The organism is Nocardioides daedukensis (genome assembly GCF_013408415.1).
Taxonomy (GTDB): Bacteria; Actinomycetota; Actinomycetes; order Propionibacteriales; family Nocardioidaceae; genus Nocardioides; species Nocardioides daedukensis.
In genome coordinates, this window is record NZ_JACCAA010000001.1 from 2,268,356 (window position 1) to 2,290,467 (window position 22,112).

The following is a 22,112-nucleotide window of genomic DNA, read 5'->3' on the forward strand; positions in this document are numbered from 1 at the left end:
GCGCGGATCAGGACAGGCGCGCCGGCAAGGTCTCGAACCCGCGCAGGATCCGGGTCGTACGTCGGGTGGCTCCGGGCAGCAGCTCCAGCTCGGGGTGGCGCTCGAACAGGGTGCGCAGCCCGATCTCGCCCTCCATCCGGGCAAGCGTGGCGCCCAGGCAGTGGTGGCGGCCCAGCGAGAACGAGAGGTGGTCGCGGGCGTTCTCGCGGGTGACGTCGAAGACGTCGGGGTCGGTGAACACCTTGGGGTCGCGGTTGGCGCCGGCCAGCAGCGTGGTGACCAGAGCACCGGAACGCATCGGGACGCCCGCGATGGTGGTGTCCGCCTGGGCCATCCGGCCGGTCAGCAGCACCGGTGGGTCCAGGCGCAGGACCTCCTCGACGGCGTTGCCCCACAACTCGGGATCGGCCTTGAGCCGGGCCAGCTGCTCGGGGTGGTCGTGCAGCAGCCGGATCCCGTTGGAGAGCAGGTTGACGGTGGTCTCGAAGCCGGCCGCCAGCACAAGTCCGGCCGTCGAGCGGAGCTCCATCTCGCTCAGCCCGCCGTCCTCGCCGTCGTCGAGCGCGACGAGCTGGCTGAGCAGGTTGTCGCCGGGATTGCGGCGCAGTGATTCGAGGTGCTCCCCGAGCCAGCCGTCGAAGGAGATCAGCGCGTCGGTGACCTCTCGATAGGTGCGGTAGTCCAGGCCCATGTCCAGGCTGGGTGCCGCCGCGGTGCCGAACTCCAGGACCCGGGATCGCTCGTTCTCGGGGACGCCGAGGATCTCTGCGATGACGGTGACCGGCAGCAGCGCGCAGTAGCGCTCGACCAGGTCCACCTCGTTGGCTGCCTCGAGCTGGTCGAGCAGGTCGTTGGCGATCTGCTGCGTGCGCGCCTCCAGGCGCTGCACGGCGCGCATGGTGAACACGCGCATCACCTGCTTGCGATAGCGGGTGTGGTCCGGCGGCTCGGTGACCAGCAGCGACGGCGGTTCGACGGGGTGCAGGGCGTGCGGCGCGAGCGCCTGGCCGATCGTGCCGACCACCCCGGTGCGCCCGGGAATGCCGGTGCGGAAGTCGTTGCTGGTCAGCACCTCGCGGACCGTCGCATGGTCGGCAGTCAGGAAGGCCATGCCGGACTTGAAGAGCGGCCCCTGTGCCCGCATCTCCTCGACCAGGTCCCACAGGTCGTCGTCACCGCGCGACGTACTCAGCACGAGCTTGGCCTGCAGGTCGCCCTTGTCTGCCATCCGGGTGATCATCACCCGTGGCAGGCCGTGCACCACGGACCAGTGGGCCCGTCCGCGCAGGTTCTCGACAACAGCGGTCAGCTTGGTGGTGGTCTTGGAGACGACGTTGCTCACGGATTCACCGTAGCCCGCTGGAGAATGATCAGGCGAGGCCGACGCAGGCCGAGATTAGGACGACGGTGACTGGGCAGTCTTCCTGCGTCACCAGGCCAACGAGGCCGCACGAGCAGCGAGGGTCGAGGATGAATCGGGCGCAGTTGAAGTCGATGGGCGTCGCCGCGCCGGGCTACGGGAACGCGCTCTTCCTCGACGAGGGAGACGACCCGCAGGCCGATGCGGTCGTGTTCGACCCGCTCCAGGGAACTTCGACGGTCTATGCGACCGATGCCGCAGCGGAACCGGTCGAGGAGTCCCGGCGCAGCTTCTCCACCGAGTCCGAGGCGCTCGACCACATGTACCAGGCGCTGCGGGACAAGGTGAGTGCCCGACAGGCCACGCTCGACGAACGGCGCGAGGAGGCCGACGCGGTCGAGGCGCAGAGGCATCACCCCGAACAGATCCTGCGGCGCAGCTTTCACGTGTTCGAGGGGTGGCGCGAGCTTGGCCCGGTCGGGATCCTGACCACGATCGTGTCGCTGCTGACCGCGGTCGGTTGGGTGTTGGTCTCGCCGTTCACCTACACCCGCGAAGACGCGCTGATGCTCTACGCCGGCCAGGACGAGCGCGGCAGCTACATCTTCGATGCCGAGAGCTGGCTCCCGGTCGTGGCCGTCATCTATGGCCTCGCGGTGCTGCACATGGCGTGGCAGTGGAGGTGGGGACGCCGTGCTCTTCGCGCCGCCGGGGGTACGGCGTTGTTCGCGTCGGTGGCGCTCGTCTGCATGTTGATCCGCTCCAGCGAGATCGAGCCGTGGCTCTATTGGCTGCCACCGCTGCTGGCACTGCTCAGTGCGGTGACCGTGGTGATCTCGGTGATCTCACGCAAGCGCGCTGCCTGAGTCGGGTCGCCACGGCTGGTGCACGTGCGCGAGCCACACCTTCTCGGGATCGAGCGCGCGGATGAGCCGCTGTCCCTCGGTCTGCGGATCGTCCAGCTCCCCGAACCACACTGCGGTGTCACCGCAGATCACCTCTGGTCGCGCCCCGGTGTCGACCACGACGACCTGTGAACCGGGCGTATGCCCCGGCGCTGGCACGAGCCGGACACCGGGAAGCAGCTCGAGCTCACCGTCGACGGCCACATAGTTCAGGCCCGGCGCGTCGACCCACTCAGGAATCGTGTAGTCCTCCTGGCCGCGGGCGTCGTCGAGTTCCCGGCGCTGGACATGGATCGGTCGGCCGGCGAAGAGATGGTTGCCACCGCAGTGGTCGGCGTGCAGGTGCGTGTTGACGACGATGTCGATTGCAGCGATGTCGAAGTCCTGCTCGCTCAGTGGATAGAGGCGGGGGTCGAAGGCTGCCACGACCGCCGAGTGCATCTTCGTCATGCCGGTGTCGACGAGGATCCGACCGTCCGGATGGTCGATGACGTGCACGCACACGGGCATCATCTCGCCCTCGACATGCAGGTCGGCGACGACGATCGGGGTGATGCTGATCGGTCCCGCGTTGGTCATGGGTTGTCCTCGGGCTCTGGAGTACGACGGGCAGGTCGAAGGTATCGACCAGCGTTGCCGCGCAAAGTCATCGGCGGTTGTGAGCAACCGTCCACTCGCGGCTACACGCGATCGCCAAGTGTGACGACGAGCGTCGAGGTTCCGGCGCGGGTGTAGGCACCGGCGATCCCCTTTGCCGTGATCTCCGACGTGGGGACGATCCGCGGGTCGACGAGCTGGTAGCGCTTCCCGCATCGCTGGATCTCACCGCCACCCGCAGCGATCAGGTTCTTGACCCAGTGGCTCTCCGGTCCGTAGAGCATCGGGATCGCGAACCCCTCCGGGGTCTTGAAACCCATCACCGGCGTCTTGAGTGCACGGCCCGACGACCTGCCCGTGTGGTGCACGAGGGCCCACGGCGGAACAAGCCACGCCCAGAGTCCTTGTACGTGATTGTTGACGTACTTGTTGAAGATCGCGATCGCCCGCGGCAGTTGCATGACTGGCGACGCTACCGGTTCGCGCGACCTGGCGCCGGAGCGATGGATTCTCGACGCTTCTCCGGTCAACACCTCAGGACACCATCCATGTGTGAGGAGACGACCGATGAGCATCACCAACAAGATCACGCCGAACCTGTGGTTCGACCGCGAGGCCGAGCAGGCCGCCGCGCAGTACATCGACGCATTCGGCGGACAGGGCCGGGTCATCCGGACCGTGGCCGCCCATCCCGATGCTCCCTCGCCGCAGGACGTGCCGATGCTCGTGGAGTTCGAGCTCTTCGGGCAACGGTTCGTCGGCATCAACGGCGGTCCGCAGTTCACCTTCAACGAGGCGATGTCGCTGGAGGTGCGGGTCGACGACCAGGCCGAGCTCGACCGGGTCTGGGCGGCCTTGGTCGACGGCGGGAGCGAGATGCCGTGCGGTTGGCTCAAGGATCGGTACGGCGTGTGCTGGCAGGTCACTCCCGCGCAGTATGACGAGCTGATGGCCGGTGACGACGAGGAGGCCAAGCAGCGTCTGATGGAGGCCGTGCTCGCCACGTTCGGCAAGTTCGACATCGCTGCGCTCGAGGCGGCGTACGCCGGTCAGGCCGGGTCGCCCGCGTGACGAGCCGACGCTGATTCGTCCTCCCACAAGGAGGTCGTCGACTGGTTCAAGGCCGAGCACGGCCTGGGCCACGGGCATGCCAACGCGATCGTGGCCTACGCGAAGGCGGGTCTGTCCGGTCAGTAGCCTCAGCGCATGTCACGCGCTGAGGTCGCCGCTGCCTACGATTCCCGAGCCGAGGAGTACGTCGAGAAGCTGGGCTCGGTCCACCAGATGGCGGACCGAGACCGGGCAACGATCGTGCAGTGGCGCGACAGCACGGGAGGCCGGCTGCTGGACGCTGGCTGTGGGCCGGGGCACTGGACCGAGGTGCTGTCCGAGCGTGGTCGCCGTGACGTCGTGGGGATCGACGGGTCGACTCGGTTCCTCGAGTCCGCCCGAGACCGCTTCCCCGGCAACCGGTTCCTCGCCGCTGACCTGTCGGCGTTCCCGGTCACTTCGCGATCCCTGGGCGGGATCCTGGCCTGGTACTCCGTGATCCATGCGTCGCCCGCGGAACTTCCCGAGATCCTCGATGAGTTCGGGCGCGCTCTCGCGCCGGGAGGTTCGCTGCTGGTGGGCTTCTTCGCGGGTGAGGCCGGAGTCGCGTTCGAGCACGCGGTGACGACGGCGTACTACTGGTCCGCGGAAGCGTTGACCGATCTGCTCCACTCGCGTGGCTTCACCGTCGAGCACGAAGAGACCCGCCGAGATCCTGACGCGCACCGGACACATGGCGAGCTCCGGGCAACGTTAGGAGCAGTCGGGATCGCGGAAACCGGTCGCGCCCGGGACGGAGACCGTCCTAGCCTGCAGGGATGACCTCGCGACTGCATGCGGTGACCTTCGACTCGGCGGACCCAGCCGCGGTTGCGGCGTTCTGGGCCGGGCTGCTCGAGCGGGATGTCCTCGACGAGCCCGGCGTCGCCCTGGTGCCGGGCGACGAGAGGCAGGTCGGGCTCAGGTTTGTTGCCTCCGACGCCGAACAGGTCGGGCCGCGACGTCTGCATCTGCACCTGACCAGCGACAGCCCGGAGCACCAGGAGCGGACTGTCGAGACGGTGCTCCGCCTGGGCGGCCGCCACATCGACGTGGGCCAACAGCCCGACGAGCCCTTCGTCGTGCTCGCCGACCCGGAGGGCAACGAGCTCTGCGTGATCTCGCCTGGCAACAAGTTCCTGGCCGGCACCGGCCACCTCGGCGAGGTCACCTGCGACGGAACCAGAGACGTGGGCCTGTTCTGGCGCGACGCGTTGGACTGGCCACTGGTCTGGGACGAGCACGAGGAGACCGCTGTCCAGTCGCCGCTCGGCGGCACCAAGGTCTCGTGGGGCGGCCCGCCGGTCGAACCCAAGCTCGGTCGGAACCGGCAGCGCTTCGACCTCCTTGCCGATGACCCCGACCATGAGACGGAACGGCTCATCTCGCTCGGCGCCACCCGCCTTGGCCACCTGACTGACGGCGTCGAGCTGGCCGACCCGGACGGCAACGAGTTCAGCCTCCACGCAGGCTGACTCGGTCGGCAACTTCAGGTTCACCGATCGTCGACAACGCCTGCCGGGGGGTGTTCGAGTGCCCTGAGGAGAGGGGCGAGGGCGGATAGAAGGTCATCGGCATCGTGGCTGCCTCGGCCTTCCCATTCCGCAATTTCCACACCGACTATGTCGGAGCCCTGAGCCAAGGCGAGGGCGAGGTCTTCGAGCTGGCCGAGGGTGAGTCCGTCTGGTTCGTGGTAATCCGTCTGGAACAGACCAGGCTCAAGCACGTCGCAGTCAATGTGGAAGTAGACCGGACGACCCCCCACGATCTGGTTGAGTGTGGTCCCGTCCGATTCCTCGGGGGTGAGCACGGGGATCTGGTGTCGCTCGATCAGTTCCTGCTCAGCATCATCGATCGAGCGGGTTCCGACCAGCACCAGTCGCTCAGGGGTGAGGCCCGTACCCAGGCCAGAGTCCCACCAGCCCAGGGGCCCCGAGACTGCCATGCCGCCCAAGTAGTCCGTCGGGCTTCCGCCGGGGACGTTGCGGTCTGCGTGCGCGTCGAGCCAGACCAGCACAGCGTCTGGGTGGATGCTCATCACCGCAGGGACCGTGGCGAGGCTGGTCGCGCACCGCCCGTTTACACACACGACGCCGTGGCCCGCTTTCAGCTGTTCGATGACGGCGGCGGCGTATGACGCGAGTTGCTCTCGAGCGCCGTCGAGGTGCTCCGAGCTGGTCTGTTCGAGCCGGGTGAAGGCGTGCCCCAGCAGATGCGATGTTCGATTGCACGCAGCCCCAGACGCCTGCAGCAGGAGCGGCACTGCCTCGTTCGGTTTCTCGTTGTGGTCGCCTGCCGGACCCAGGTAACCCAGCACGGTCGCGCTGGACGCGAAGTCAGTCGTCATAGGTGCGACCGTAAGAGCCCGCGTCAGTCAGGGGAAGCGGAAAAATCGGGCATTACTTTAGGCTTCCTGAATGAGTCCCACCCTCGTGCAACTTCAAGCCCTCGCCGCGGTCGTCGACCACCAGAACTTTGAACAGGCCGCCCAGTCGTTGCACATCTCCATCAGCGCGCTCAGCCAGCGCATCGCAGGACTCGAACGCGTCGCCGGCTATCCCGTGGTCACCCGGGGCAGGCCGGCACAGGTCACTGAGCCGGGTCAGTCGCTGCTCAAGCTCGCCCGCCAGATCGATTGGCTCGTTTCCGAGCATCAGCGAGAAGCTGCTGACATCGCCGAGCTGCGACCCAGCACCATGGCGCTGGCCGTGAACGCCGACTCGCTGTCGACCTGGTTCAAGCCGATGCTGCGATGGTTCGCTCGCAACGAAGTGCTGCTCCATCTAAGGATCGAGGACCAAGACCGCACGGCTCGCCTGTTGGAGCGTGCTGAGGTCGTCGGCGCCGTCTCCACACGAGCCGCGCCGCCACCTGGCTGCCGGACGACGCCACTGGGCCGCATGCGGTACCTGCCAACATGCGCGCCGGAGCTGCTCCCTCTCGAGGGGCTCTCAGAGAAGGATCTGCCAGCGTGGCTGCAGGCAACTCCCACACTCCGCTTCGACACTGGGGATGCGCTTCCCGCTCAATTCGCCATGCATTTCGGCCTTTCCCCGGGCTCGCTGCGCTCCCACCTGATCCCGTCCAACCGGGAGTACCTCGATGCGGTTCGCGCAGGCTTGGGTTGGAGCGTGCTTCCAGAAGACCAGGTCGCGGGTGACCTTCGCGACGGACAGTTGGTCCTCCTGCCCACCCGACACTCCATCGACGTGCCGCTCTACTGGCATCGCTGGCGGCACAACTCGGCCCTCATGGAAAACATCGATGCCGAAGTGGGCCGTTGCGCCGAACGTCTGCGCGCGCCGACGGTGGCGGATGGACTCGCGGAGAGTCCGGCCCTCAACCCAGGCCGAGCTCAGCACCGAGTCGAGCGGTGAGGTCCGGGGCGGCGTACGCCTCGATCTCCACGATCCGCCCGGCTGCCACGGTGAACGCCATGACGCTGAACAGCATGCCGTCGCGGGTGATCACCACGCCCGCCGCACCGTTGACGACGGCGGGTCGCACGATCCGGTCCGGGTGGGCATAGAGGACCGCGTTGCCGGCGACCTTCTCCGCTCCGCGGTAGTGGGTGACGCCCGCCCCCAGGTCGGAGCGGAGCACCACGGCCGGGTCGAGCACGCTGATCAGGCGTTCGAGGTCACCGTCGTGAGCGGCAGCGAAGAAGGCGTCCACGACGGATCGCTGACGGGCCAGGTCCGCATCAGGCGCCGGTACGCCGCCCTGCACCCGTCGCCGTGCACGACTGGCCAGCTGCCGGGTCGCATCGTCGGTCTTGCCCACGATCGGCGCGATCTCGCCGAACGGCACGGCGAAGAGGTCATGCAGCACGAAGGCCAAGCGCTCGGCCGGGGACAGCTGGTCGAGCACCACCAGGAGGGCGACGCTGACCGAGTCGGCGAGCAGCGCCTGGTCGGCGGGGTCACCGGATGACCCGTCGAGGCTGACGACGGGCTCGGGCAACCGCTCGAGTCGTTCCTCGAGGGAGTCCTCACGGTGGGTCGATCGGGCACGGAGCACATTGAGCGAGATCCGGGACACCACGGTGGTGAGCCAGCCACCGAGGTTGTCGATCGCACCCGCGTCCGCGGACTCGGCGCGGCTCAGCCGCAGCCAGGCCTCCTGGACCGCGTCCTCCGCTTCGGCGGTCGATCCGAGCATCCGGTAGGCCACCCCGAACAGGTGGCGGCGGTGCTCCTCGAAGCCCTCCGCCAACCAGTCGTCGTACGCCATGTCGTCATCCTCTCGCTCCAGCAGTGCCGAAACTCTGACCCGCGAGGCGACCCAGATGTGATTGGCCGAGAAAACTTCTTGGGTCCAGTCACATTCGGTGGGCGTTGCGGGTCAGGGATGTCGACAGAGAACGAATCGATCCGAAGGAGACCCCGATGACCATCGAACCCCGCATGAGCAACCCAGCCACGATCATCCCGCAGGCCTACAAGGGGATCGGCGACCTCTTGGCCGCCGGCGCGTCCGGTGACCTGCCCCCGTCGACCATCGAGCTGGTGGCGCTGAGGGTCAGTCAGCTCAACGGCTGCGCCGCGTGCATCCAGGGTCACGTCATCAACGGTCCCGGGGTCGGCCTCACGGTGTCGCAGATGCTCGGCCTGCCGGCGTTCCGCGAGTCGCCGTTCTTCGACGAAGCCGAGAAGGCCGCACTCGAGCTCACCGACGCGCTCACCAACCTCGTCGGCTCACAGGAGGCGGTGTCCGACGAGCTCTGGCGCGAGGTCACCAAGCACTATGGGGAGAAGCAGATCGCCGCGTTGATCCTGACGATCGCCACCAACAACCTCTTCAACCGGATCAACATCGCTGTCCGCGAGGACGCCATGGAGCCGTTCTGGACGCAGTAGGCCGGTCGACACTAGCGTCCATGTCCATGTCACAGGACGCCACTGTCGAACTCATTCGCTCGCTCGTCCAGAACCTGGACGGACCCCAAGTCGACTGGGACGGTTGGCAGTCGATGTCGATGATCCTCGAGTTCCCTGGGGGCAGGTTCAACTCAGCCCACGGCTTTCTCTACTCCCCCGACGGCACGATTTCGGCCGTGGCTTGCCGCCCGACCCGCGTCCTGCCGGCCGTGGACGCCTATGTGCGCAGCAAGTACTCGGCAGGTGACGCGCCTGCACTGAAGATGCTGGTGCGATTCGACCGGACAGCCGGGCAGTACGAAGTGTTGTTCGAGGAATCCGACGAGAAGCGCTGGCAGATCACCCCGGACAATCTCAACGAGATTCACGCGGATCTGCGGCCGAGTTTCGACTGACGTGGGGCGGCCGCTCCGGACCGGTTCACTAGGGTGAGGTCGTGCAACTCACCGCACGCGACCTCAACCGCACCCTGCTGTCGCGCCAACACCTGCTCGAGCGCAGCCGACGTACCGTGCCCGAGATGGTGGAACACCTGATCGGACTGCAGGCACAGGAGAACCTCTCCCCCTATCTCAGCCTCGCCGCGCGCCTGGAGGACTTCGACCCCCACGCCGTCAGCGTAGGGCTGGAACAGAAGCACCTGGCCCGACTTCTCACGATGCGCGGGACCATCCACCTGCTGGTGCCGGACGACGCGTTGACGCTGCGCCAGTGGACCCAACCACGCATGGACAAGGAGCGCGCGTCGAGCCAGTCGATCGGCGACGCTCGACACCTCGATGCCGCCACCCTCAAGGAGGCGGTCTCCGAGCTCCTCGCGGACGGGCCGATGACCGGGAAGGAGCTCGGACTCCAACTCGCGGAGAGGTTCCCGGGGCCTTCGCCGACCGCACTCACGAACCTGGCCCGGGTCGACCTGCCTCTGGCCCAACTTCCACCCCGCGGGTGCTGGCAGCAGTCGGGTGGAGTCGTCTACCAGTACGTCGACCGCTGGCTCGAGCGCCCGTTGCGCGAGCCCGACCCGGCTTCCGTGGTCCAACGCTGGTTGCGCGCCTTCGGTCCGGGAACGGCTGCCGACGTCACCGCGTGGTCGGGCGTCACCGGCATGGCTCCGATCATGAAGGCGATGGATCTGGTCCAGCACACCGACGAGACCGGGCGGATCCTGTACGACGTACCCGACGCAGAGATCGTGCCCGGCGAGCAGCCCGTGCCCGCGCGCCTGCTCGGCACCTACGACAACCTCTGGTTGTCCCACGCCGGCCGCGACCGGGTCACCGCGCCGGAGAACCGCAAGCGCTGGATGGGACTCAACGGGGGGAACGCGAACACCGTCTTCGTCGACGGTTGGTTGGCGGGCCTGTGGCGAGTCACCGACGGCGAGATCGAGGTCGAGCTGTTTCGCGCCCTGACCCGCGCCGAGCAGAAGGGCCTCGACGATGAGGTCGAGCGAACCCGGTCACTCCTGGCCAGTTGAGCGCAGGACCCATGGACAGGGAGGATGCGCGGATGGTCCACCGCCCTATCCTGTGGCCATGCGTCGTCGTCACCTGCACCTCGCGTCGAACCGGCTCTTCTGGCAGGTCGGGGACCCTTACGTCCACCCATACTCCGTTGATGTCAGCGTCGAGCCCCTCCCGGCGAAGGTGACGGTCGCGGAAGGCGTCACGCACAACGCTGTGGCCGCGATCCTCGACATTGCGGAAGCGCTCAGCGACACCTGGGCGGAACACTTCGCGCGGGCTGAGGCGGACTGGCTGCGGCCATACCTGCTGAGAGTGCTGGACGGTGACCTGGTCACCGAGGCCGAGCTGGTCGATCACTTCGTCCGTCTTCATGGTCGGGCGCCGGAGGTCACGGACTCGCAGCACATCTGAGTGGCTGGCCTCTGCCATCGCCCGACGCCGATCAGAGCTTGGCCCACAGCAGCGCTGGTTTAGCACTCGAACCAACTGGTCAGGCTCACTGTCATGTCGCGACTGTCCGAACTCCTGACTCCAAATCTGCCTGCCAACCTCGCAATCCCCGAACCACTGGAGCGCGCCTGGGCCTGGCTTGAGTCTCGCGGCTGGGAGGGCGACAACGGAAACGGCTACTTCCTCACGCCCTACGCAGGCGAGGCCCAACTTGGCGCGGTGTTCACCTCGGCTGCGTCATTGATTGGCTGGTTCGAGCCAGGTGAGGATGGCGCTGATCGGCTCCTGCCCTTCGTGGAGCTGGACGGCGCAGGGAGTGTCGGCGTGCTCTGGTTGGACGACAGCGGCGCGGTTCGCGTCGCCGCGTTGGGCTCCGATGGCGCCGTCAGCCTGCTGGCCGAGAACGCCATCGACTTCCTGCGACTGGTTGCGATCGGCTTTTGCGATATCGACCAGTTCATTGAGGGAGAGCCCGAGGATGTGGAATCGGTCGAGGCGCATGCCGAGTTCCGCAATTGGGTGGAGACCGAGTTCGGTGTCGACGTCCCTGCACATTGGGAATTTCCTGACGATGACCCTTTCAACTCTTGGGTCCATCGAATGAAGGGTGTGGAGTACCGAACCTACGCCTAGAAGACCGCCTCCCTGCGAGGTCCTCGAAGCCGACAGACAGGAGCAGTCCGCCATGCGTGAGGTGAGACTCCGTGACGTCGAGGGTGTTCGGTGGCTGCCAGATGAGGTGTCCGGGGTTGGGGCGCTCGTGCTCGCGGGGTCCAGCGGCCGGGTGGATTCTGCGCGTGCAGAACTCCTCGCCCGCAGTGGTGCGGTCGCCGAGTCGATCCAGTGGTTCGGCGGAGTGGGCCAACATGAGGGGCCGTGGGAGATCCCTGTGGAACTCTTCCTCGACCGAGCCGCGGCCCTCGCGAAGGACTGTGAACGCGTCCTGGTCCTCGGCACCTCGTTCGGCGCTGAGGCCGCGTTGCTCACCGGCGCCCACAGTCCCGATGTCGATGCGGTGGTCGCGTTCGCTCCGAGCGACGTGGTGTGGGCGGGGGTGCGCGCGGATGGCACCGTCACCTCCCACTGGGCCATGGACGGTGCCCCACTGCCGCACGTGCCGTTCGATGAGAGCTGGGAGCCGGACGACGACGTTCCGGCTTTCCTCGGCATGTACGAGGCGAGTCGGCGAAGGTTCTCGGCGCAGATCGAGGCCGCAACGATTCCGGTTGAGCGGATCAAACAGCTTGTGCTGGTCGCAGGAGGTGATGACCAGGTGTGGCCGTCGGTGGAGATGGCAGAGTCGATACGCGCTCGACGCGAGAAGCACCGGCTGGACACCCTGCTCCTCTCCGCACCCGATGCAGGCCACCGCACGATCCTGCCTGGAGAACCGACCGTGACCGGGGGCATGCGGATACGGCGCGGAGGAACCGAAGCTGCCGACCGAGACCTGGGCACCGCCGCGTGGCCCCATGTCGAACGACTGCTGCACATCTGACCGAGCCGGGGTCAGCGGCCGGGCTCCCACTGCAGCACCTGGTTCAGGAGCGCCTCCGGCGCAGCCGCGCTGTCGAGCCGCAACACCGGCTGACGCCGATCGGCCAACCACTTCTCGTGTGCGACACGGCTTCGTCCGTTGAACGACGGGTCGTCGTACCCACGAGCCCACTCCACGAAGGCCGACCACGACTCCTCGTCAAACGTCTGGCCGTCCCTCCGGTGGACCTCCCGCGCTTGCAGCCGTCGCAGCCTCTCATCGGGATCGAGGGTCAGGAAGACGATGGCGTCGCACTGGTCGACGACCTCCTCGCCCCACCCCACCGTGGATCCCGACAGGACCCATGCCTCGCGAGGGACGAACACCTGACGCATCAGTTCCACCCGGTCGGCCTCGGCGCGCTTCACGGCATACGGAGGGTTCGTCGGGCGCCAGAAATAGTCATCAGCATCAGCGTGCGGTACTGACCAGCGGCCCGCCACGGCGCGCGCGAGTGTGGAGGTTCCCGAGCCACTGGCACCCAACACGTGGAGTCTGCATCGCCTCATGGCCGCATCTTTGCAGCGGCGATGAACCGGTCGAGCGCCGCTGTCACCTTCGTCGACCCGAGGAGAGCCGTGCCGTGCTCGCTGGATCCCTTGATCACAAGGAGTTCCTTGTCCTTCGAGCCGAGGGCCATCAGGTCCGCCTTCGCCTCCGCGAGCGGTACGTCGGGATCCGTGGCGGCGATCACCGACAGCACCGGGACCGTGACCTTGGGGAGATGCTTGGCCAGCGGCGTCGGATCCACCCGGTTCCAGACCTTCGCGCAGCTCAGTACGGCGACGCCCGAGACGTCGCTGTTCTTGGCCGCATCGAGCAGTGCCAAGCATCCACCCCGTGAGCCACCGATGACGAACACCTTGGCGGAGCCGGCCTTGCGCATCTGGCTCACCACGGAATCGAGCTCGGCCAGCCGGTCCTCGACGGGGCCGTCCGCGATGTCGTAGTTCCAGGCCGCCACCCGATGTCCGTCATCCACGAGGGTCTCGGCGTAGTCGTACCAGTCGCACTCGGTCCCATCGGCGGTGTTTGCGAAGACCACCGCCAGCTTGCCGTCACCGGCAGTGATCCCTGAGGGGCCCGCGGATGACAGAGCCGACCACTGATCGCCCTCGACGCAGACGGGCATCTCGGCATCTCCGGTGTCTGCCGACGTGGCCGAGGAATCGGAGGAGTCGGAGGGCTTGTCCGAGGACTTCGAGTCACCCTCCCCGCCACAGCCTGCGAGCAGGGTCATGCCGATAAGGACCATCGCCACACACCGCATCAATCGAACGTCCATGACCGGGCCGGTCAAGTCAACGCAGCGGCTCGAATCGTGACTGGCTCGTGACTGGCGCAGTTCCTCTCCCCGCCTCACACCTTGGACCGTGGGGCAGGATCTTCCCCATGACAGACAAGGACCCGGTCGAGTCCGCTCTCGGCGCCCGCGTCGGCGATGACGTTGCCGACGCCGTCCTCACCAAGGTGCTCCGCTATTCGAACCTGCCGAACACGGTCAAGGGGATGTCAAAGTCAGACCCCGCACCTGACGTCGAGGCCGCCGCACTGGCCATCGTCGACGACCCAGCCCTGGCGGAGGAGTTGGGCCTCGAGCCGGTTGCTGACGAAGGTGGCCTCGGACCCTCCGAATATCTGTGGGGCCTCCTGGCCCTCGCCGCCCGTGCTGACGTGGGAGTGCTGGACCGCGTCGAGGACCGATGGGGTGACCAGGACTACGCCCACAGGCTCATCGCAACGCTCCGACGTACGGCGGCCAGGCGCGCGGCCGCTCCGCCCGCTGCGGCCCGCCCAACTCCCGCCGCCCCCGATTCGCCGCAGAAGCTCTCGGAGGTCAAGGCCTGGCTCGGCGCCCACGCTGATCCTGACCCGGCAGCCCTCGCGCCATACCCCGGCCAGAAAGCCGCCGCCAAGGCCGCCGCGGTGCGGGCCCTCGGCACCATCGGCACCCCGCAGGCCCTGGCCGTGCTCGGCCGCTACGCCGCCGACGAATATCCCGACAAGGTCCTCGAAGAACTGCACAGGGCCTGGGGGAACTTCGATCGACGAGACTTCGCGGCAACGATGTTCGGCGGATCGGGGCATCTGGACCTTCACCTCGCGCCAACCATCGAGGGGATCGGCGCGGTCGCGGGACTGAAGAGTCTCGACGTCATCCTCACCGACGGTGCGGACCTGTCGCCGTTGGCGGAGTGCACCGACCTGTACACACTCCGGGTCGGCGCAGAGGGCGATCCCGGTCTCCTGGGCGTCGAGCCGCTCCTGGGGCTGCCGAAGCTGACCGAGTTGCACCTGACGCGAACCACCCACAACGCCGACCTCACTCCGCTCGCCCGGTGCGGCGTGCGGTCGCTGCGCCTCTCCCTGGATGGCGCTGACGGGGCGTTCCTCCTCGACATGCCGCGACTCCAGGCCCTGGACCTCAGCGACGAGGCGGCCCGTCCCGAGACGAGCGACGTTCTCATCGCCCTGGTTCGCAAGGGGATCCGGGTCGTTGTCCACAACCACGAGCGTGACTCGTTCCCCCGGCTGCTGGAGGCGACGGAGGATTCCTCGGATGTCTTCGGCGTCACGGAGAACGGCAAGATCGGGTTCACCAACGACGAGTCAAAGTTGCAGGATCTTCAGCGGAAGCTGTTCTACAACGTGCTGCCCTGACGCAGTGCTGCACCGGGCGGCCCAGACCCGCCCCCGCTACCGCCTGAACGTGACGTGGATGGTGCCGCTCTCCGCCACTTCGGTGGTCACCTCGTGGGTGTGCTCGAGACCCCGAAGGTCGTCCCACACCCGGATGCCCTTGCTGAGCAGGATCGGAGCGATCATGACGTGCAGGTCGTCGACCAGGCCCGCGCGCAGGAAGTCGCGCGCGGTGCCGATGCCTCCGCCGATGCGTACGTCGAGCCCGTCGGCCGCCGTGATCGCCTCGGCGAGCACGTCCTCGAGCGCGCCGCTTCGGAAGTGGAACGTCGTACCGCCCTGCAGCGGGATCGAGGGGCGCGGTGCCGTGTGGGTCAGCACGTAGACCGGAGTGCCGAACGGCGGCTCGTCCCCCCACCAGCCCTTCCAGTCGGGGTCGTCAGGGAACGCGTGCAGGCCGAACATCGCCGCTCCCAGGATCTCGGCGCCGATGCCGTCGAAGTGCGCGGCGGCGTACGACTCGTCGACGCCGGTGGTCCCATCGCCGCTCGTGTCGCCGAGCACCTTCGACCGGAACGTGCGGGTCGCTGCGTAGGCGGCAGTGAGGGGTCCCCAGTCATCGCCCATCGGGTTGTCCGACCCCGGCTCGCCCGTCGAGGTGTAGCCGTCGAGGGAGCTGAAGAGGTCGATGCGAACGCGGCTCATGTCTGTTCCTTCGAATGTCGTGGAGACTGCTCTGCCGGGGTGGACCCGCCGGACCGCGCGGAATCATCGCTGGTCGACACCATGATCTCGTATTCAGGGGCCCCGCTACCGTTCGTGGTCAAGCCCGATCACGACTGCAGGAGAACACCATGGATCTGTTCGACATCGACGACACCTCCACCGTCAGCCGCGAGGAGGCGGCCAAGCGGCTGCGCGCCCTCGCCGACTCGCTCGAGCGCCACAACTCGGTGGAGTTCTCGCGCAACGGCAACCGGATCACCGTCGACGTGCCCGACCAGGTGCAGCTCAAGGTCGAGGTCGAGCTCGGTGAGAGCAACGAGCTGGAGATCGAACTGACCTGGTGACCTCGCGGGCTGTCACCGGTCACGGCGTCCGGCTGCGAGGAACATCGGGAAGTCACGATCCTCGCCGCCGACGTCCTTGGTCACGGCCCCGGCATCGGTCATCGAGATGTCGGTGAAACCGGACTCGGAGAGCCAGCGCGTCACCTCGGCACGCGTGAACCCGTCGTGGCCGTGGAAGTCGTGCACGCTGGCATGGAAGTCACCGTGGGGGTCGTGGTCCAGGTCGACCAGCGCGATCCACCCTCCCGGCCGCAGCACCTGCGCGCACCGGCGTACGACGGAGGCGACGTCGCCCATGTGGTGCAGGGCGAGCTGGCCAAGCACGAGGTCGAAGCGCTCCTCGGGCAGTGGGTCGTGCTCGATGTCGTAGAGCCGCGACTCCCACCCGGCGTACCGGGGGTCGTCGAGGACCCGGGCAGCAGCCGCCACCATGCCCGGTGCGACGTCGGTGACCAGCACGGTGTCGAGGTCATCGGCGAGCGCGCGTGCGAGGAGCCCGGTCCCACCGCCGATCTCGAGCGCGCGCATGTCACCGCGGAGAGGCACGGCGTGGCGCACCACCTCGGCGACATCGGTGGCGCGCCGAACCTTGTCGGGGTCGGTGTCCCACGTGGCGGCCTCTTCGTTGAACCTGGCGGTCTCGTCCATGCCTCGACGATAGGCCGGCATCCATCACACGTGAGACAGGACATCGATTCCCTCTCCGAGCGGCGTGCTCGGAGGTAGGTTGACCCGCAGCCGACCCCCTGAGGAGCCCCGATGAGTGAGCCGCGCAAGTTTCTGCTGGACGACTCCGAGATGCCGACACACTGGTACAACATCGTCGCCGACCTCCCCACGCCGCCACCGCCGCCGCTGCACCCCGGCACCCACCAGCCGGTCGGACCCGACGACCTGGCACCGCTCTTCCCGCCGGAGCTGATCGCCCAGGAAGTCAGCACCGAGCGCTACATCGAGATTCCCGAAGCGGTGCGCGAGGTCTATGCGCAATATCGTCCTTCGCCGCTGTTCCGGGCCCACAACCTCGAGCGGAAGCTCGGCACGCCAGCGCGCATCTACTACAAGTACGAAGGCGTCTCTCCTGCCGGGTCACACAAGGTCAACACCTCGATCCCGCAGGCCTACTACAACAAGATCAACGGCATCAACCGGCTGACCACCGAGACCGGTGCCGGTCAGTGGGGAACGGCCCTGTCCTATGCGTGCTCGCTGTTCGACATGACCTGCGAGGTCTGGCAGGTGGGAGCGTCCTACGACAGCAAGCCTCAGCGGCGCACGCTGATCGAGGTGTTCGGTGGCACCGTGCACCGCTCACCCAGTCGCATGACCGAGTCGGGCAAGGCGTTCGAGGAGGGACACCCGGGCTCCCTCGGCATCGCGATCTCCGAGGCGGTCGAGCTCGCCGCCCAGGACCCGCAGGCGAAGTATGCGCTGGGCTCGGTGCTCAACCATGTGCTGCTGCACCAGACGATCAGTGGCGAGGAGACCCTCAAGCAGCTCGCCAAGGCCGGCGAGAGCGGTGCCGACCTGGTGGTCGGCTGCGCGGGCGGTGGCTCCAACTTCGCCGGGCTCGCCTTCCCGTTCCTCCGCGAGAAGCTGGCCGGCAACCAGAACCCCCGCATCCTCGCCGTCGAGCCGACGTCGTGCCCCACCCTGACCCGTGGTGAATACCGCTACGACTTCGGAGACACGGCCGGCCTGACGCCACTGATGAAGATGTACACACTCGGCCACGACTTCGTGCCGTCCACGATCCACGCCGGCGGCCTGCGCTATCACGGCATGGCACCGCTGGTGAGCCACGCCGTGCACGAGGGACTCATCGAGGCCACCGCGCTCCACCAGACCGAGTGCTTCGAGGCGGCGGTCGAGTTCGCCCGCACCGAGGGCATCGTGCCGGCGCCGGAGTCATCGCATGCGCTGGCTCAGGCACGCCGTGAGGCGCTCGAGGCCAAGGAGTCGGGCGAGGAGAAGGTGATCGTGATCCTGCTGTCGGGCCACGGCCTGCTCGAGCTGGGTGCCTATGACTCGTTCCTGAGCGGCCACCTCGAGGACGACCCGCTGTCCGAGGACGCCCTCGCCACCGCCCTCGCGGGGGTGCCTCAGATCGATTGATCCCCGACACTCGGACGTGCACCGGGCCCGGCGCAACAGTTCGGCACGGGTGGCATGCAAGGCGTGATAGTCACTCAACGGCAGACGATCCACCAACGCCAGTGCCACGTCTGGGCCGTCGAGCTCGGCCACGGCCCACGTCAGGGGGCAACTCGAGCTGGCATGGACGTCAGAAGACCTGAGCATGCAGAGTGCCCTGGTAGTCCAAGGCGGCCTGCACTCTGGCCGCCTGTACGCCGCCTAGTTCACCGATGGGAGCCCAGCGAAAATCACTGTGCTCCTCAGAAAGACGAATCGCGGCTCCGCTGGGGAGCGCACACCGGAAGATGCCAACCTGGGACTCGAACTCACGGTGGTAGTACCACCCGGTCAGTGGACCTATCTCAATATCGACGCCAAGCTCCTCATGACACTCCCGCTCGAGAGTCGCCACGATCGTCTCTCCAGGCTCGACCGCACCCCCGGGCAGCCCCCATCGCTGGTCGCCGTAGGTCTGTCGCAGCAGAAGTACGGACCGACTGGCTTCGTCCACCACTGCGGCATGCACGCTGAACCGAAACCGATCGTCGAAGGCCACCCCTCACATGATTCCAGCGAGGCAGGCCCGGGCCAAGAACAACACGCCCCCGACCGCCCGGCTACGGCGATGACCTGTCCAGAGCTCTTGCCCCAGCACGGCGGTTCCCTTGCTTCGGATCGATATTTGTTGACTCAAGCCAAGGCGGAGTCGGGGATCCAGTTCCCGTGGAACCCTTGTGGTACCCGGACCGGCAGATGGACCGTGGCCACCGGACGTCCGAAGTCGTGGGCGTCGATGATCACCAGGTCGCTGGCGCCGCGCGCGGCGTCGTACACGTAGCCCATGAGCCAACCGTCGTCCTCGCCAGCTGACCCGTCGTCCGGGACGAACACCATCTCGCTGGCGATGCGCCCAGGGCCCAGGTCCACCTCGACTGTGGTGCCGCCGACAAGGTCGTGCTTGCGCACAGCTGTCCGGGGGTCATCGCCCAGGGCGCCAAGCGCGCCCACCGAGGGTAGGCCGATCGTGTAGCCGTAGCGGTGGCGGCGGCCAGTGAGTCGTTCGTCCCCGCGCGGAAACTCGGTACCGCGATCGTCGATGGTCTCGGTGAGGACCTTGCGTGCCTTCGGGTCGATCGTCCAGCGCTCCAGACGGGGACGCTCCGACAACGGCTCGCGGCCCTCGGCGAAGGCATGGTCGTGCACCACCAGGTCGATGATCACTCGGTCACCGGCATCGAAGGCGTTCAGGGGGTGGTAGACGAAGCACGGCTCGACGTCGATCCACAGGACGTCGGACGCGGTGCCGCCGCGAGGCAGGAGCCCCACCCGTGCCCCGTTGTCGGGGCGCCAGCGGAAGGGCAGGGAAACGCCCTGGAGGGCGAGCTCCAGGTCGAAGAGGACAGGCAGGTCGAAGAGCACGACGCGCGTGGCGGTCAGCCCCATGTCGTGGAGCATGACCGGAGCCGGAAGATCGATGTCGACGGTGCTGGCGAGATCGCCGGAAGGGTCGATCACGTGGTAGCGCATCGCCGGGTTGTCGAAGCCGTAGCTCATCACGTGCATCTCGCCGGTGTTCGGGTCGAACTTGGGGTGCGCGTTGATGCCACCGGGGAGCGGGCCGCCGAAGTTGCGCGTGGCGACCGTGTCCAGGTCGCCGGTCAGCTCGTAGGGCAGCGACCCTTCGGTCACGGCCAGGATCCGGCCGGCGTGGGCGAACACGTTCGTGTTGCCTGAGCCCGGGTACCACCCGCCGTCCTCGTGGGGCACGGGGGACTCCTCGAGGTGCGCACTGGCCTCGGGGCTGCGCACCCAGCGGTTGCGGTACCAGCGTGCCTGGCCGCCGTGCAGGTCGACCCCGTGAACCATCCCGTCGCCCACAAACCAGTGGTAGGTGTCGGCCTGAGCTGCGAACGGGTTGGGGCCGGTGCGGATGTATCTGCCCGCCAAGCCCGGCGGCACCGCACCCGTGACCTCGAGATCGGTAGCGGTCAGCTCAGTGGCCACCGGCGCGAAGTTGCCGTCGAGGTACGTCGGTGCAGTCATCGTCCGCTCCCTGGAATCAGTCCCCCGGCCAACCCCAATAGACACCCTCACCTGCGATGCGTCAATCCGCCGCTGTCGTACGCAGAGCCGTGCCAGACAGCCTCCGCCCCGACCTCCTCGCGCGCCTTCACCGCGTGGCCGTCGGCTTAATTCTTCCTTCGGGAACTCGCGTCGATGAGGCAGTGGTCGTGGCTGAGGATCTCGTTGTGTCGGGCTTCATGGGCGCAGCGACGGTCCAGGTTGCGGCTCTGAGCCGAATCACGCCGCTCAGCGCCGCCGAGCCGTTGGTGAGGGGCATGCTCGCCGAACACGGAGTCGAGGTGCCGCTCGCAGAAGACGAGGGTTCGGAGTACCAGGTGCTGAAGCGCTCGTTCGGATACTGGGATCTCCCGATCTATTTCTTCGAAGGACCGTTTCATGTCCAGATCCCGGCTTGGGACGACCAGAGTTCCCTCGATCGTGCGCTCGTTACTTTGCTGGACCAGCGAGACAGCCTGACTATGCCCACAGAGCGCGCTTCTATCGAGCAGGAGATGCGTGCGGTAGTGCGGGCCCACGTGTCCGAGAGGTAGTTCGTTGTCGAGATGCAGCGAAGATTGACGAACCTCCCGCGGGCCACGTTGACGAAGTCGGCCGCCCGGCGGTCGCTCGTCAAGGTGCGGCGGGCACGGATCGCGGACACCGGGACGTCTGATCTGGAGCTCATCGACTTGATGGGCGAAGCCGGCGCGCGGGCTCGAGTCCCCTACTGCTGGTCCCGGCGGCCGTCGCTGTTGGCGCGGAGAGGGCGGGCCGCCGGCGTGGGGTAGCCACGCCGGACGGCCCGCTCGAGGAGTCCCAAGGATGCTCGCAGCGCCTTCTCGTCGATCACCGGGAAGATGGGCTTCCACTCCTCGGCCGCGCCGGACCAGTCGCAGTAGGAGGTGACGGTGGTGCCGTCGGGATGGGGAGCCAGCTCGTAGCCGTACACATGCCCGATCGGGGGTTTGACGGTTCCCTCGATCGTCCACTCGATGTGCTCGGGCGCCCGGATGCGGGTGATGACCACGCGGACGTCGTAGGTGCCCAGCGGCACGTCGCCGAGGGCCTCGCGGTCCATGTGGACGACGAACGCGTCACCCACTCGTGCTACGGGGGCGCCGGACGCTCCTTGCAGCATGCCGCTGGAGTCGATGGCGACGTGGCCGTCGGGGTCGGCAAGGACGTCGAAGATCGCCTGCGGTGAGGCGGGCAGGGTTCGGTGCGCTGAGATCCGCTCGGCCATGGTGGTGTCCTTCCCCGTCTTCATTGCCCTGTCTTCATCGGCGGCCGGTGGCCGAGGCGAACCCCAGCCAGGTGTGCCGGTTCCGCCACCAGCACCAGCCGACCTTCGGAGCGTCTCTGCGTGCCGGTCCATCGTGTCCGGTGCCGCCGCTGATCCACAGCGCCGGCGTGCGGGCGTGGTAGCCCTTGGGCTTCGGCTTCCGCGAGCCGATGCACATGAAGCACCGGTTCGGCACGAGGACCTCTGGCTCCTGGAGCAGCCAGCTGATGCCTTCGCTGATCGTCAGCGGCGTGCGCCCTCGCTGAGCGATCGCGGGAGCCGCCTCCTCAGGGCTCCAGTTCAGCATGTCGTCGCCTCGGTCGATCCCGGTCACCACGTACAGCGGCCGGTCCGGGATCACCAGGTCCGGAGTGGGGCGGAACTCGTCGAGGTCGGTCATGTCGTGGACGACGAAGCCCTGCTTGCCCTGCCTGCTGAGCAGGGGTGCGAGCGTGCTGGGGGGCGCCAGCGCCGGGTGCACGGCCAGCACGCCGTCGGGGTGGCCGTCCACCTCGGCCACCCACCCGGCGAGGTCGGCCGGCGTGACGTCGGCGATGACGGGCAGGTCGAGGTCGATCAGGTGCTGGAGCTGATCTGTCAGGGTCATCGGTCTCCTTTGACGTCGGATGAGGCCAG

The 22,112-nt window shown here is 67.5% G+C and carries 28 protein-coding genes and 1 pseudogene; 16 read left to right on the forward strand and 13 right to left on the reverse strand.

Annotated features, from left to right (window positions below):
• Positions 1 to 7: 7 nt before the first annotated feature.
• Positions 8 to 1,342, reverse strand: coding sequence for a cytochrome P450 (locus tag BJ980_RS11245; RefSeq protein ID WP_343047788.1), 1,335 nt, complete (start codon positions 1,340 to 1,342; stop codon positions 8 to 10).
• 128 nt (positions 1,343 to 1,470) lie between these two features.
• On the opposite strand from BJ980_RS11245, the gene BJ980_RS11250 reads away from it, so the two are divergent.
• Positions 1,471 to 2,226, forward strand: a complete 756-nt coding sequence (locus tag BJ980_RS11250; protein ID WP_179502371.1) for a hypothetical protein — start codon at positions 1,471 to 1,473, stop codon at positions 2,224 to 2,226.
• Here the strand turns inward: BJ980_RS11250 and BJ980_RS11255 are convergent.
• Positions 2,206 to 2,844: an MBL fold metallo-hydrolase gene (locus BJ980_RS11255; protein WP_179502372.1), complete on the reverse strand. Its 639-nt coding sequence runs from the start codon at positions 2,842 to 2,844 to the stop codon at positions 2,206 to 2,208. The genes BJ980_RS11250 and BJ980_RS11255 overlap by 21 nt on opposite strands.
• Before the next feature lie 101 nt (positions 2,845 to 2,945).
• Complete coding sequence (locus BJ980_RS11260; RefSeq protein ID WP_179502373.1) at positions 2,946 to 3,323, reverse strand: nitroreductase family deazaflavin-dependent oxidoreductase; 378 nt, start codon at positions 3,321 to 3,323, stop codon at positions 2,946 to 2,948.
• 106 nt (positions 3,324 to 3,429) lie between these two features.
• Between BJ980_RS11260 and BJ980_RS11265 the strand changes: the two genes are divergently transcribed.
• The 4 genes and pseudogenes from BJ980_RS11265 to BJ980_RS11280 all read left to right on the forward strand — a co-directional run bounded on the left by BJ980_RS11265 (position 3,430) and on the right by BJ980_RS11280 (position 5,426).
• Positions 3,430 to 3,933, forward strand: coding sequence for a VOC family protein (locus tag BJ980_RS11265; RefSeq protein WP_179502374.1), 504 nt, complete (start codon positions 3,430 to 3,432; stop codon positions 3,931 to 3,933).
• Between the two features lie 27 nt (positions 3,934 to 3,960).
• Positions 3,961 to 4,059 (forward strand): annotated as a pseudogene (locus tag BJ980_RS19585) (DUF4287 domain-containing protein); the annotation flags it as partial.
• 9 nt (positions 4,060 to 4,068) lie between these two features.
• The gene (locus BJ980_RS11275) at positions 4,069 to 4,734 is read left to right on the forward strand and encodes a class I SAM-dependent DNA methyltransferase (protein ID WP_179502375.1); all 666 of its coding nucleotides are present in this window, start codon (positions 4,069 to 4,071) and stop codon (positions 4,732 to 4,734) included.
• Positions 4,731 to 5,426: a VOC family protein gene (locus BJ980_RS11280; protein WP_179502376.1), complete on the forward strand. Its 696-nt coding sequence runs from the start codon at positions 4,731 to 4,733 to the stop codon at positions 5,424 to 5,426. Before BJ980_RS11275 ends, BJ980_RS11280 begins: the two co-directional genes overlap by 4 nt.
• A 20-nt stretch (positions 5,427 to 5,446) precedes the next feature.
• Here the strand turns inward: BJ980_RS11280 and BJ980_RS11285 are convergent, their stop codons facing one another.
• Positions 5,447 to 6,298 carry an arginase family protein gene (locus tag BJ980_RS11285; RefSeq protein ID WP_179502377.1) on the reverse strand — a complete coding sequence of 284 codons (852 nt, stop codon included), beginning with the start codon at positions 6,296 to 6,298 and terminating at the stop codon, positions 5,447 to 5,449.
• A gap of 70 nt (positions 6,299 to 6,368) precedes the next feature.
• Between BJ980_RS11285 and BJ980_RS11290 the strand changes: the two genes are divergently transcribed.
• Positions 6,369 to 7,328, forward strand: a complete 960-nt coding sequence (locus tag BJ980_RS11290) for an ArgP/LysG family DNA-binding transcriptional regulator (protein ID WP_179502378.1) — start codon at positions 6,369 to 6,371, stop codon at positions 7,326 to 7,328.
• On the opposite strand, the gene BJ980_RS11295 is transcribed toward BJ980_RS11290, so the two are convergent.
• Positions 7,291 to 8,184 (reverse strand): sigma-70 family RNA polymerase sigma factor, encoded by an 894-nt coding sequence (locus BJ980_RS11295; RefSeq protein WP_179502379.1) that lies wholly within the window; start codon positions 8,182 to 8,184, stop codon positions 7,291 to 7,293. The genes BJ980_RS11290 and BJ980_RS11295 overlap by 38 nt on opposite strands.
• 155 nt (positions 8,185 to 8,339) lie before the next feature.
• On the opposite strand from BJ980_RS11295, the gene BJ980_RS11300 reads away from it, so the two are divergent.
• The 6 genes from BJ980_RS11300 (at position 8,340) to BJ980_RS11325 (ending at position 12,245) form a co-directional block, all read left to right on the forward strand.
• Positions 8,340 to 8,810: a carboxymuconolactone decarboxylase family protein gene (locus BJ980_RS11300; RefSeq protein ID WP_246279961.1), complete on the forward strand. Its 471-nt coding sequence runs from the start codon at positions 8,340 to 8,342 to the stop codon at positions 8,808 to 8,810.
• A 26-nt stretch (positions 8,811 to 8,836) separates the two neighbouring features.
• Positions 8,837 to 9,226 (forward strand): hypothetical protein, encoded by a 390-nt coding sequence (locus tag BJ980_RS11305; protein WP_179502380.1) that lies wholly within the window; start codon positions 8,837 to 8,839, stop codon positions 9,224 to 9,226.
• Between the two features lie 41 nt (positions 9,227 to 9,267).
• Positions 9,268 to 10,308 carry a DNA glycosylase AlkZ-like family protein gene (locus tag BJ980_RS11310; RefSeq protein WP_179502381.1) on the forward strand — a complete coding sequence of 347 codons (1,041 nt, stop codon included), beginning with the start codon at positions 9,268 to 9,270 and terminating at the stop codon, positions 10,306 to 10,308.
• A 58-nt stretch (positions 10,309 to 10,366) separates the two neighbouring features.
• Complete coding sequence (locus tag BJ980_RS11315) at positions 10,367 to 10,708, forward strand: hypothetical protein (RefSeq protein WP_179502382.1); 342 nt, start codon at positions 10,367 to 10,369, stop codon at positions 10,706 to 10,708.
• A 93-nt stretch (positions 10,709 to 10,801) separates the two neighbouring features.
• Positions 10,802 to 11,380 carry a hypothetical protein gene (locus BJ980_RS11320; protein ID WP_179502383.1) on the forward strand — a complete coding sequence of 193 codons (579 nt, stop codon included), beginning with the start codon at positions 10,802 to 10,804 and terminating at the stop codon, positions 11,378 to 11,380.
• A 52-nt stretch (positions 11,381 to 11,432) separates the two neighbouring features.
• Positions 11,433 to 12,245, forward strand: a complete 813-nt coding sequence (locus tag BJ980_RS11325) for an acyl-CoA thioester hydrolase/BAAT C-terminal domain-containing protein (RefSeq protein WP_179502384.1) — start codon at positions 11,433 to 11,435, stop codon at positions 12,243 to 12,245.
• An 11-nt stretch (positions 12,246 to 12,256) separates the two neighbouring features.
• Here BJ980_RS11325 and BJ980_RS11330 read toward each other — a convergent pair whose 3' ends face one another.
• Both BJ980_RS11330 and BJ980_RS11335 read right to left on the reverse strand, forming a co-directional pair.
• A complete protein-coding gene (locus BJ980_RS11330) occupies positions 12,257 to 12,793 on the reverse strand; it encodes a P-loop NTPase family protein (RefSeq protein WP_179502385.1) in 537 nt (178 codons plus the stop codon).
• Positions 12,790 to 13,524 (reverse strand): alpha/beta hydrolase, encoded by a 735-nt coding sequence (locus tag BJ980_RS11335; protein ID WP_179502386.1) that lies wholly within the window; start codon positions 13,522 to 13,524, stop codon positions 12,790 to 12,792. Before BJ980_RS11335 ends, BJ980_RS11330 begins: the two co-directional genes overlap by 4 nt.
• Positions 13,525 to 13,676: 152 nt before the next feature.
• Here BJ980_RS11335 and BJ980_RS11340 point away from each other — a divergent pair, with 152 nt between their 5' ends.
• On the forward strand, positions 13,677 to 14,945 hold the full coding sequence (locus tag BJ980_RS11340; RefSeq protein WP_179502387.1) for a hypothetical protein: 1,269 nt from the start codon (positions 13,677 to 13,679) through the stop codon (positions 14,943 to 14,945).
• A 36-nt stretch (positions 14,946 to 14,981) separates the two neighbouring features.
• On the opposite strand, the gene BJ980_RS11345 is transcribed toward BJ980_RS11340, so the two are convergent.
• Positions 14,982 to 15,629: a dihydrofolate reductase family protein gene (locus tag BJ980_RS11345; RefSeq protein WP_179502388.1), complete on the reverse strand. Its 648-nt coding sequence runs from the start codon at positions 15,627 to 15,629 to the stop codon at positions 14,982 to 14,984.
• Positions 15,630 to 15,778: 149 nt separating this feature from the next.
• On the opposite strand from BJ980_RS11345, the gene BJ980_RS11350 reads away from it, so the two are divergent.
• Positions 15,779 to 15,994 carry an amphi-Trp domain-containing protein gene (locus BJ980_RS11350; protein ID WP_179502389.1) on the forward strand — a complete coding sequence of 72 codons (216 nt, stop codon included), beginning with the start codon at positions 15,779 to 15,781 and terminating at the stop codon, positions 15,992 to 15,994.
• Between the two features lie 12 nt (positions 15,995 to 16,006).
• Here the strand turns inward: BJ980_RS11350 and BJ980_RS11355 are convergent, their stop codons facing one another.
• On the reverse strand, positions 16,007 to 16,642 hold the full coding sequence (locus BJ980_RS11355) for a class I SAM-dependent methyltransferase (protein WP_179502390.1): 636 nt from the start codon (positions 16,640 to 16,642) through the stop codon (positions 16,007 to 16,009).
• Positions 16,643 to 16,753: 111 nt separating this feature from the next.
• Between BJ980_RS11355 and BJ980_RS11360 the strand changes: the two genes are divergently transcribed.
• Positions 16,754 to 18,109: a TrpB-like pyridoxal phosphate-dependent enzyme gene (locus BJ980_RS11360; protein WP_179502391.1), complete on the forward strand. Its 1,356-nt coding sequence runs from the start codon at positions 16,754 to 16,756 to the stop codon at positions 18,107 to 18,109.
• 169 nt (positions 18,110 to 18,278) lie between these two features.
• Here the strand turns inward: BJ980_RS11360 and BJ980_RS11365 are convergent, their stop codons facing one another.
• Positions 18,279 to 18,686 (reverse strand): NUDIX domain-containing protein, encoded by a 408-nt coding sequence (locus BJ980_RS11365; RefSeq protein WP_179502392.1) that lies wholly within the window; start codon positions 18,684 to 18,686, stop codon positions 18,279 to 18,281.
• A 134-nt stretch (positions 18,687 to 18,820) separates the two neighbouring features.
• Positions 18,821 to 20,173, reverse strand: a complete 1,353-nt coding sequence (locus BJ980_RS11370) for a carotenoid oxygenase family protein (protein WP_179502393.1) — start codon at positions 20,171 to 20,173, stop codon at positions 18,821 to 18,823.
• 188 nt (positions 20,174 to 20,361) lie between these two features.
• On the opposite strand from BJ980_RS11370, the gene BJ980_RS11375 reads away from it, so the two are divergent.
• Positions 20,362 to 20,745 (forward strand): hypothetical protein, encoded by a 384-nt coding sequence (locus BJ980_RS11375; RefSeq protein ID WP_179502394.1) that lies wholly within the window; start codon positions 20,362 to 20,364, stop codon positions 20,743 to 20,745.
• 173 nt (positions 20,746 to 20,918) lie between these two features.
• Here the strand turns inward: BJ980_RS11375 and BJ980_RS11380 are convergent, their stop codons facing one another.
• Together BJ980_RS11380 and BJ980_RS11385 are read right to left on the reverse strand one after the other, a co-directional pair.
• A complete protein-coding gene (locus BJ980_RS11380) occupies positions 20,919 to 21,437 on the reverse strand; it encodes an SRPBCC family protein (protein WP_179503875.1) in 519 nt (172 codons plus the stop codon).
• 34 nt (positions 21,438 to 21,471) lie between these two features.
• Complete coding sequence (locus tag BJ980_RS11385) at positions 21,472 to 22,083, reverse strand: DUF5701 family protein (RefSeq protein WP_179502395.1); 612 nt, start codon at positions 22,081 to 22,083, stop codon at positions 21,472 to 21,474.
• Positions 22,084 to 22,112: the final 29 nt, after the last annotated feature.

Bases quoted from the DNA above. Each gene is read 5' to 3' on its own strand.
- BJ980_RS11250 (WP_179502371.1), top strand. From the start codon at position 1,471: ATGAATCGGGCGCAGTTGAAGTCGATGGGCGTCGCCGCGCCGGGCTAC.
- BJ980_RS11255 (WP_179502372.1), bottom strand. From the start codon at position 2,844: ATGACCAACGCGGGACCGATCAGCATCACCCCGATCGTCGTCGCCGAC.
- BJ980_RS11260 (WP_179502373.1), bottom strand. From the start codon at position 3,323: ATGCAACTGCCGCGGGCGATCGCGATCTTCAACAAGTACGTCAACAAT.
- BJ980_RS11265 (WP_179502374.1), top strand. From the start codon at position 3,430: ATGAGCATCACCAACAAGATCACGCCGAACCTGTGGTTCGACCGCGAG.
- BJ980_RS11275 (WP_179502375.1), top strand. From the start codon at position 4,069: ATGTCACGCGCTGAGGTCGCCGCTGCCTACGATTCCCGAGCCGAGGAG.
- BJ980_RS11280 (WP_179502376.1), top strand. From the start codon at position 4,731: ATGACCTCGCGACTGCATGCGGTGACCTTCGACTCGGCGGACCCAGCC.
- BJ980_RS11285 (WP_179502377.1), bottom strand. From the start codon at position 6,298: ATGACGACTGACTTCGCGTCCAGCGCGACCGTGCTGGGTTACCTGGGT.
- BJ980_RS11290 (WP_179502378.1), top strand. From the start codon at position 6,369: ATGAGTCCCACCCTCGTGCAACTTCAAGCCCTCGCCGCGGTCGTCGAC.
- BJ980_RS11295 (WP_179502379.1), bottom strand. From the start codon at position 8,184: ATGGCGTACGACGACTGGTTGGCGGAGGGCTTCGAGGAGCACCGCCGC.
- BJ980_RS11300 (WP_246279961.1), top strand. From the start codon at position 8,340: ATGACCATCGAACCCCGCATGAGCAACCCAGCCACGATCATCCCGCAG.
- BJ980_RS11305 (WP_179502380.1), top strand. From the start codon at position 8,837: ATGTCACAGGACGCCACTGTCGAACTCATTCGCTCGCTCGTCCAGAAC.
- BJ980_RS11315 (WP_179502382.1), top strand. From the start codon at position 10,367: ATGCGTCGTCGTCACCTGCACCTCGCGTCGAACCGGCTCTTCTGGCAG.
- BJ980_RS11320 (WP_179502383.1), top strand. From the start codon at position 10,802: ATGTCGCGACTGTCCGAACTCCTGACTCCAAATCTGCCTGCCAACCTC.
- BJ980_RS11325 (WP_179502384.1), top strand. From the start codon at position 11,433: ATGCGTGAGGTGAGACTCCGTGACGTCGAGGGTGTTCGGTGGCTGCCA.
- BJ980_RS11330 (WP_179502385.1), bottom strand. From the start codon at position 12,793: ATGAGGCGATGCAGACTCCACGTGTTGGGTGCCAGTGGCTCGGGAACC.
- BJ980_RS11335 (WP_179502386.1), bottom strand. From the start codon at position 13,524: ATGACCCTGCTCGCAGGCTGTGGCGGGGAGGGTGACTCGAAGTCCTCG.
- BJ980_RS11340 (WP_179502387.1), top strand. From the start codon at position 13,677: ATGACAGACAAGGACCCGGTCGAGTCCGCTCTCGGCGCCCGCGTCGGC.
- BJ980_RS11345 (WP_179502388.1), bottom strand. From the start codon at position 15,629: ATGAGCCGCGTTCGCATCGACCTCTTCAGCTCCCTCGACGGCTACACC.
- BJ980_RS11350 (WP_179502389.1), top strand. From the start codon at position 15,779: ATGGATCTGTTCGACATCGACGACACCTCCACCGTCAGCCGCGAGGAG.
- BJ980_RS11355 (WP_179502390.1), bottom strand. From the start codon at position 16,642: ATGGACGAGACCGCCAGGTTCAACGAAGAGGCCGCCACGTGGGACACC.
- BJ980_RS11360 (WP_179502391.1), top strand. From the start codon at position 16,754: ATGAGTGAGCCGCGCAAGTTTCTGCTGGACGACTCCGAGATGCCGACA.
- BJ980_RS11370 (WP_179502393.1), bottom strand. From the start codon at position 20,173: ATGACTGCACCGACGTACCTCGACGGCAACTTCGCGCCGGTGGCCACT.
- BJ980_RS11380 (WP_179503875.1), bottom strand. From the start codon at position 21,437: ATGGCCGAGCGGATCTCAGCGCACCGAACCCTGCCCGCCTCACCGCAG.
- BJ980_RS11385 (WP_179502395.1), bottom strand. From the start codon at position 22,083: ATGACCCTGACAGATCAGCTCCAGCACCTGATCGACCTCGACCTGCCC.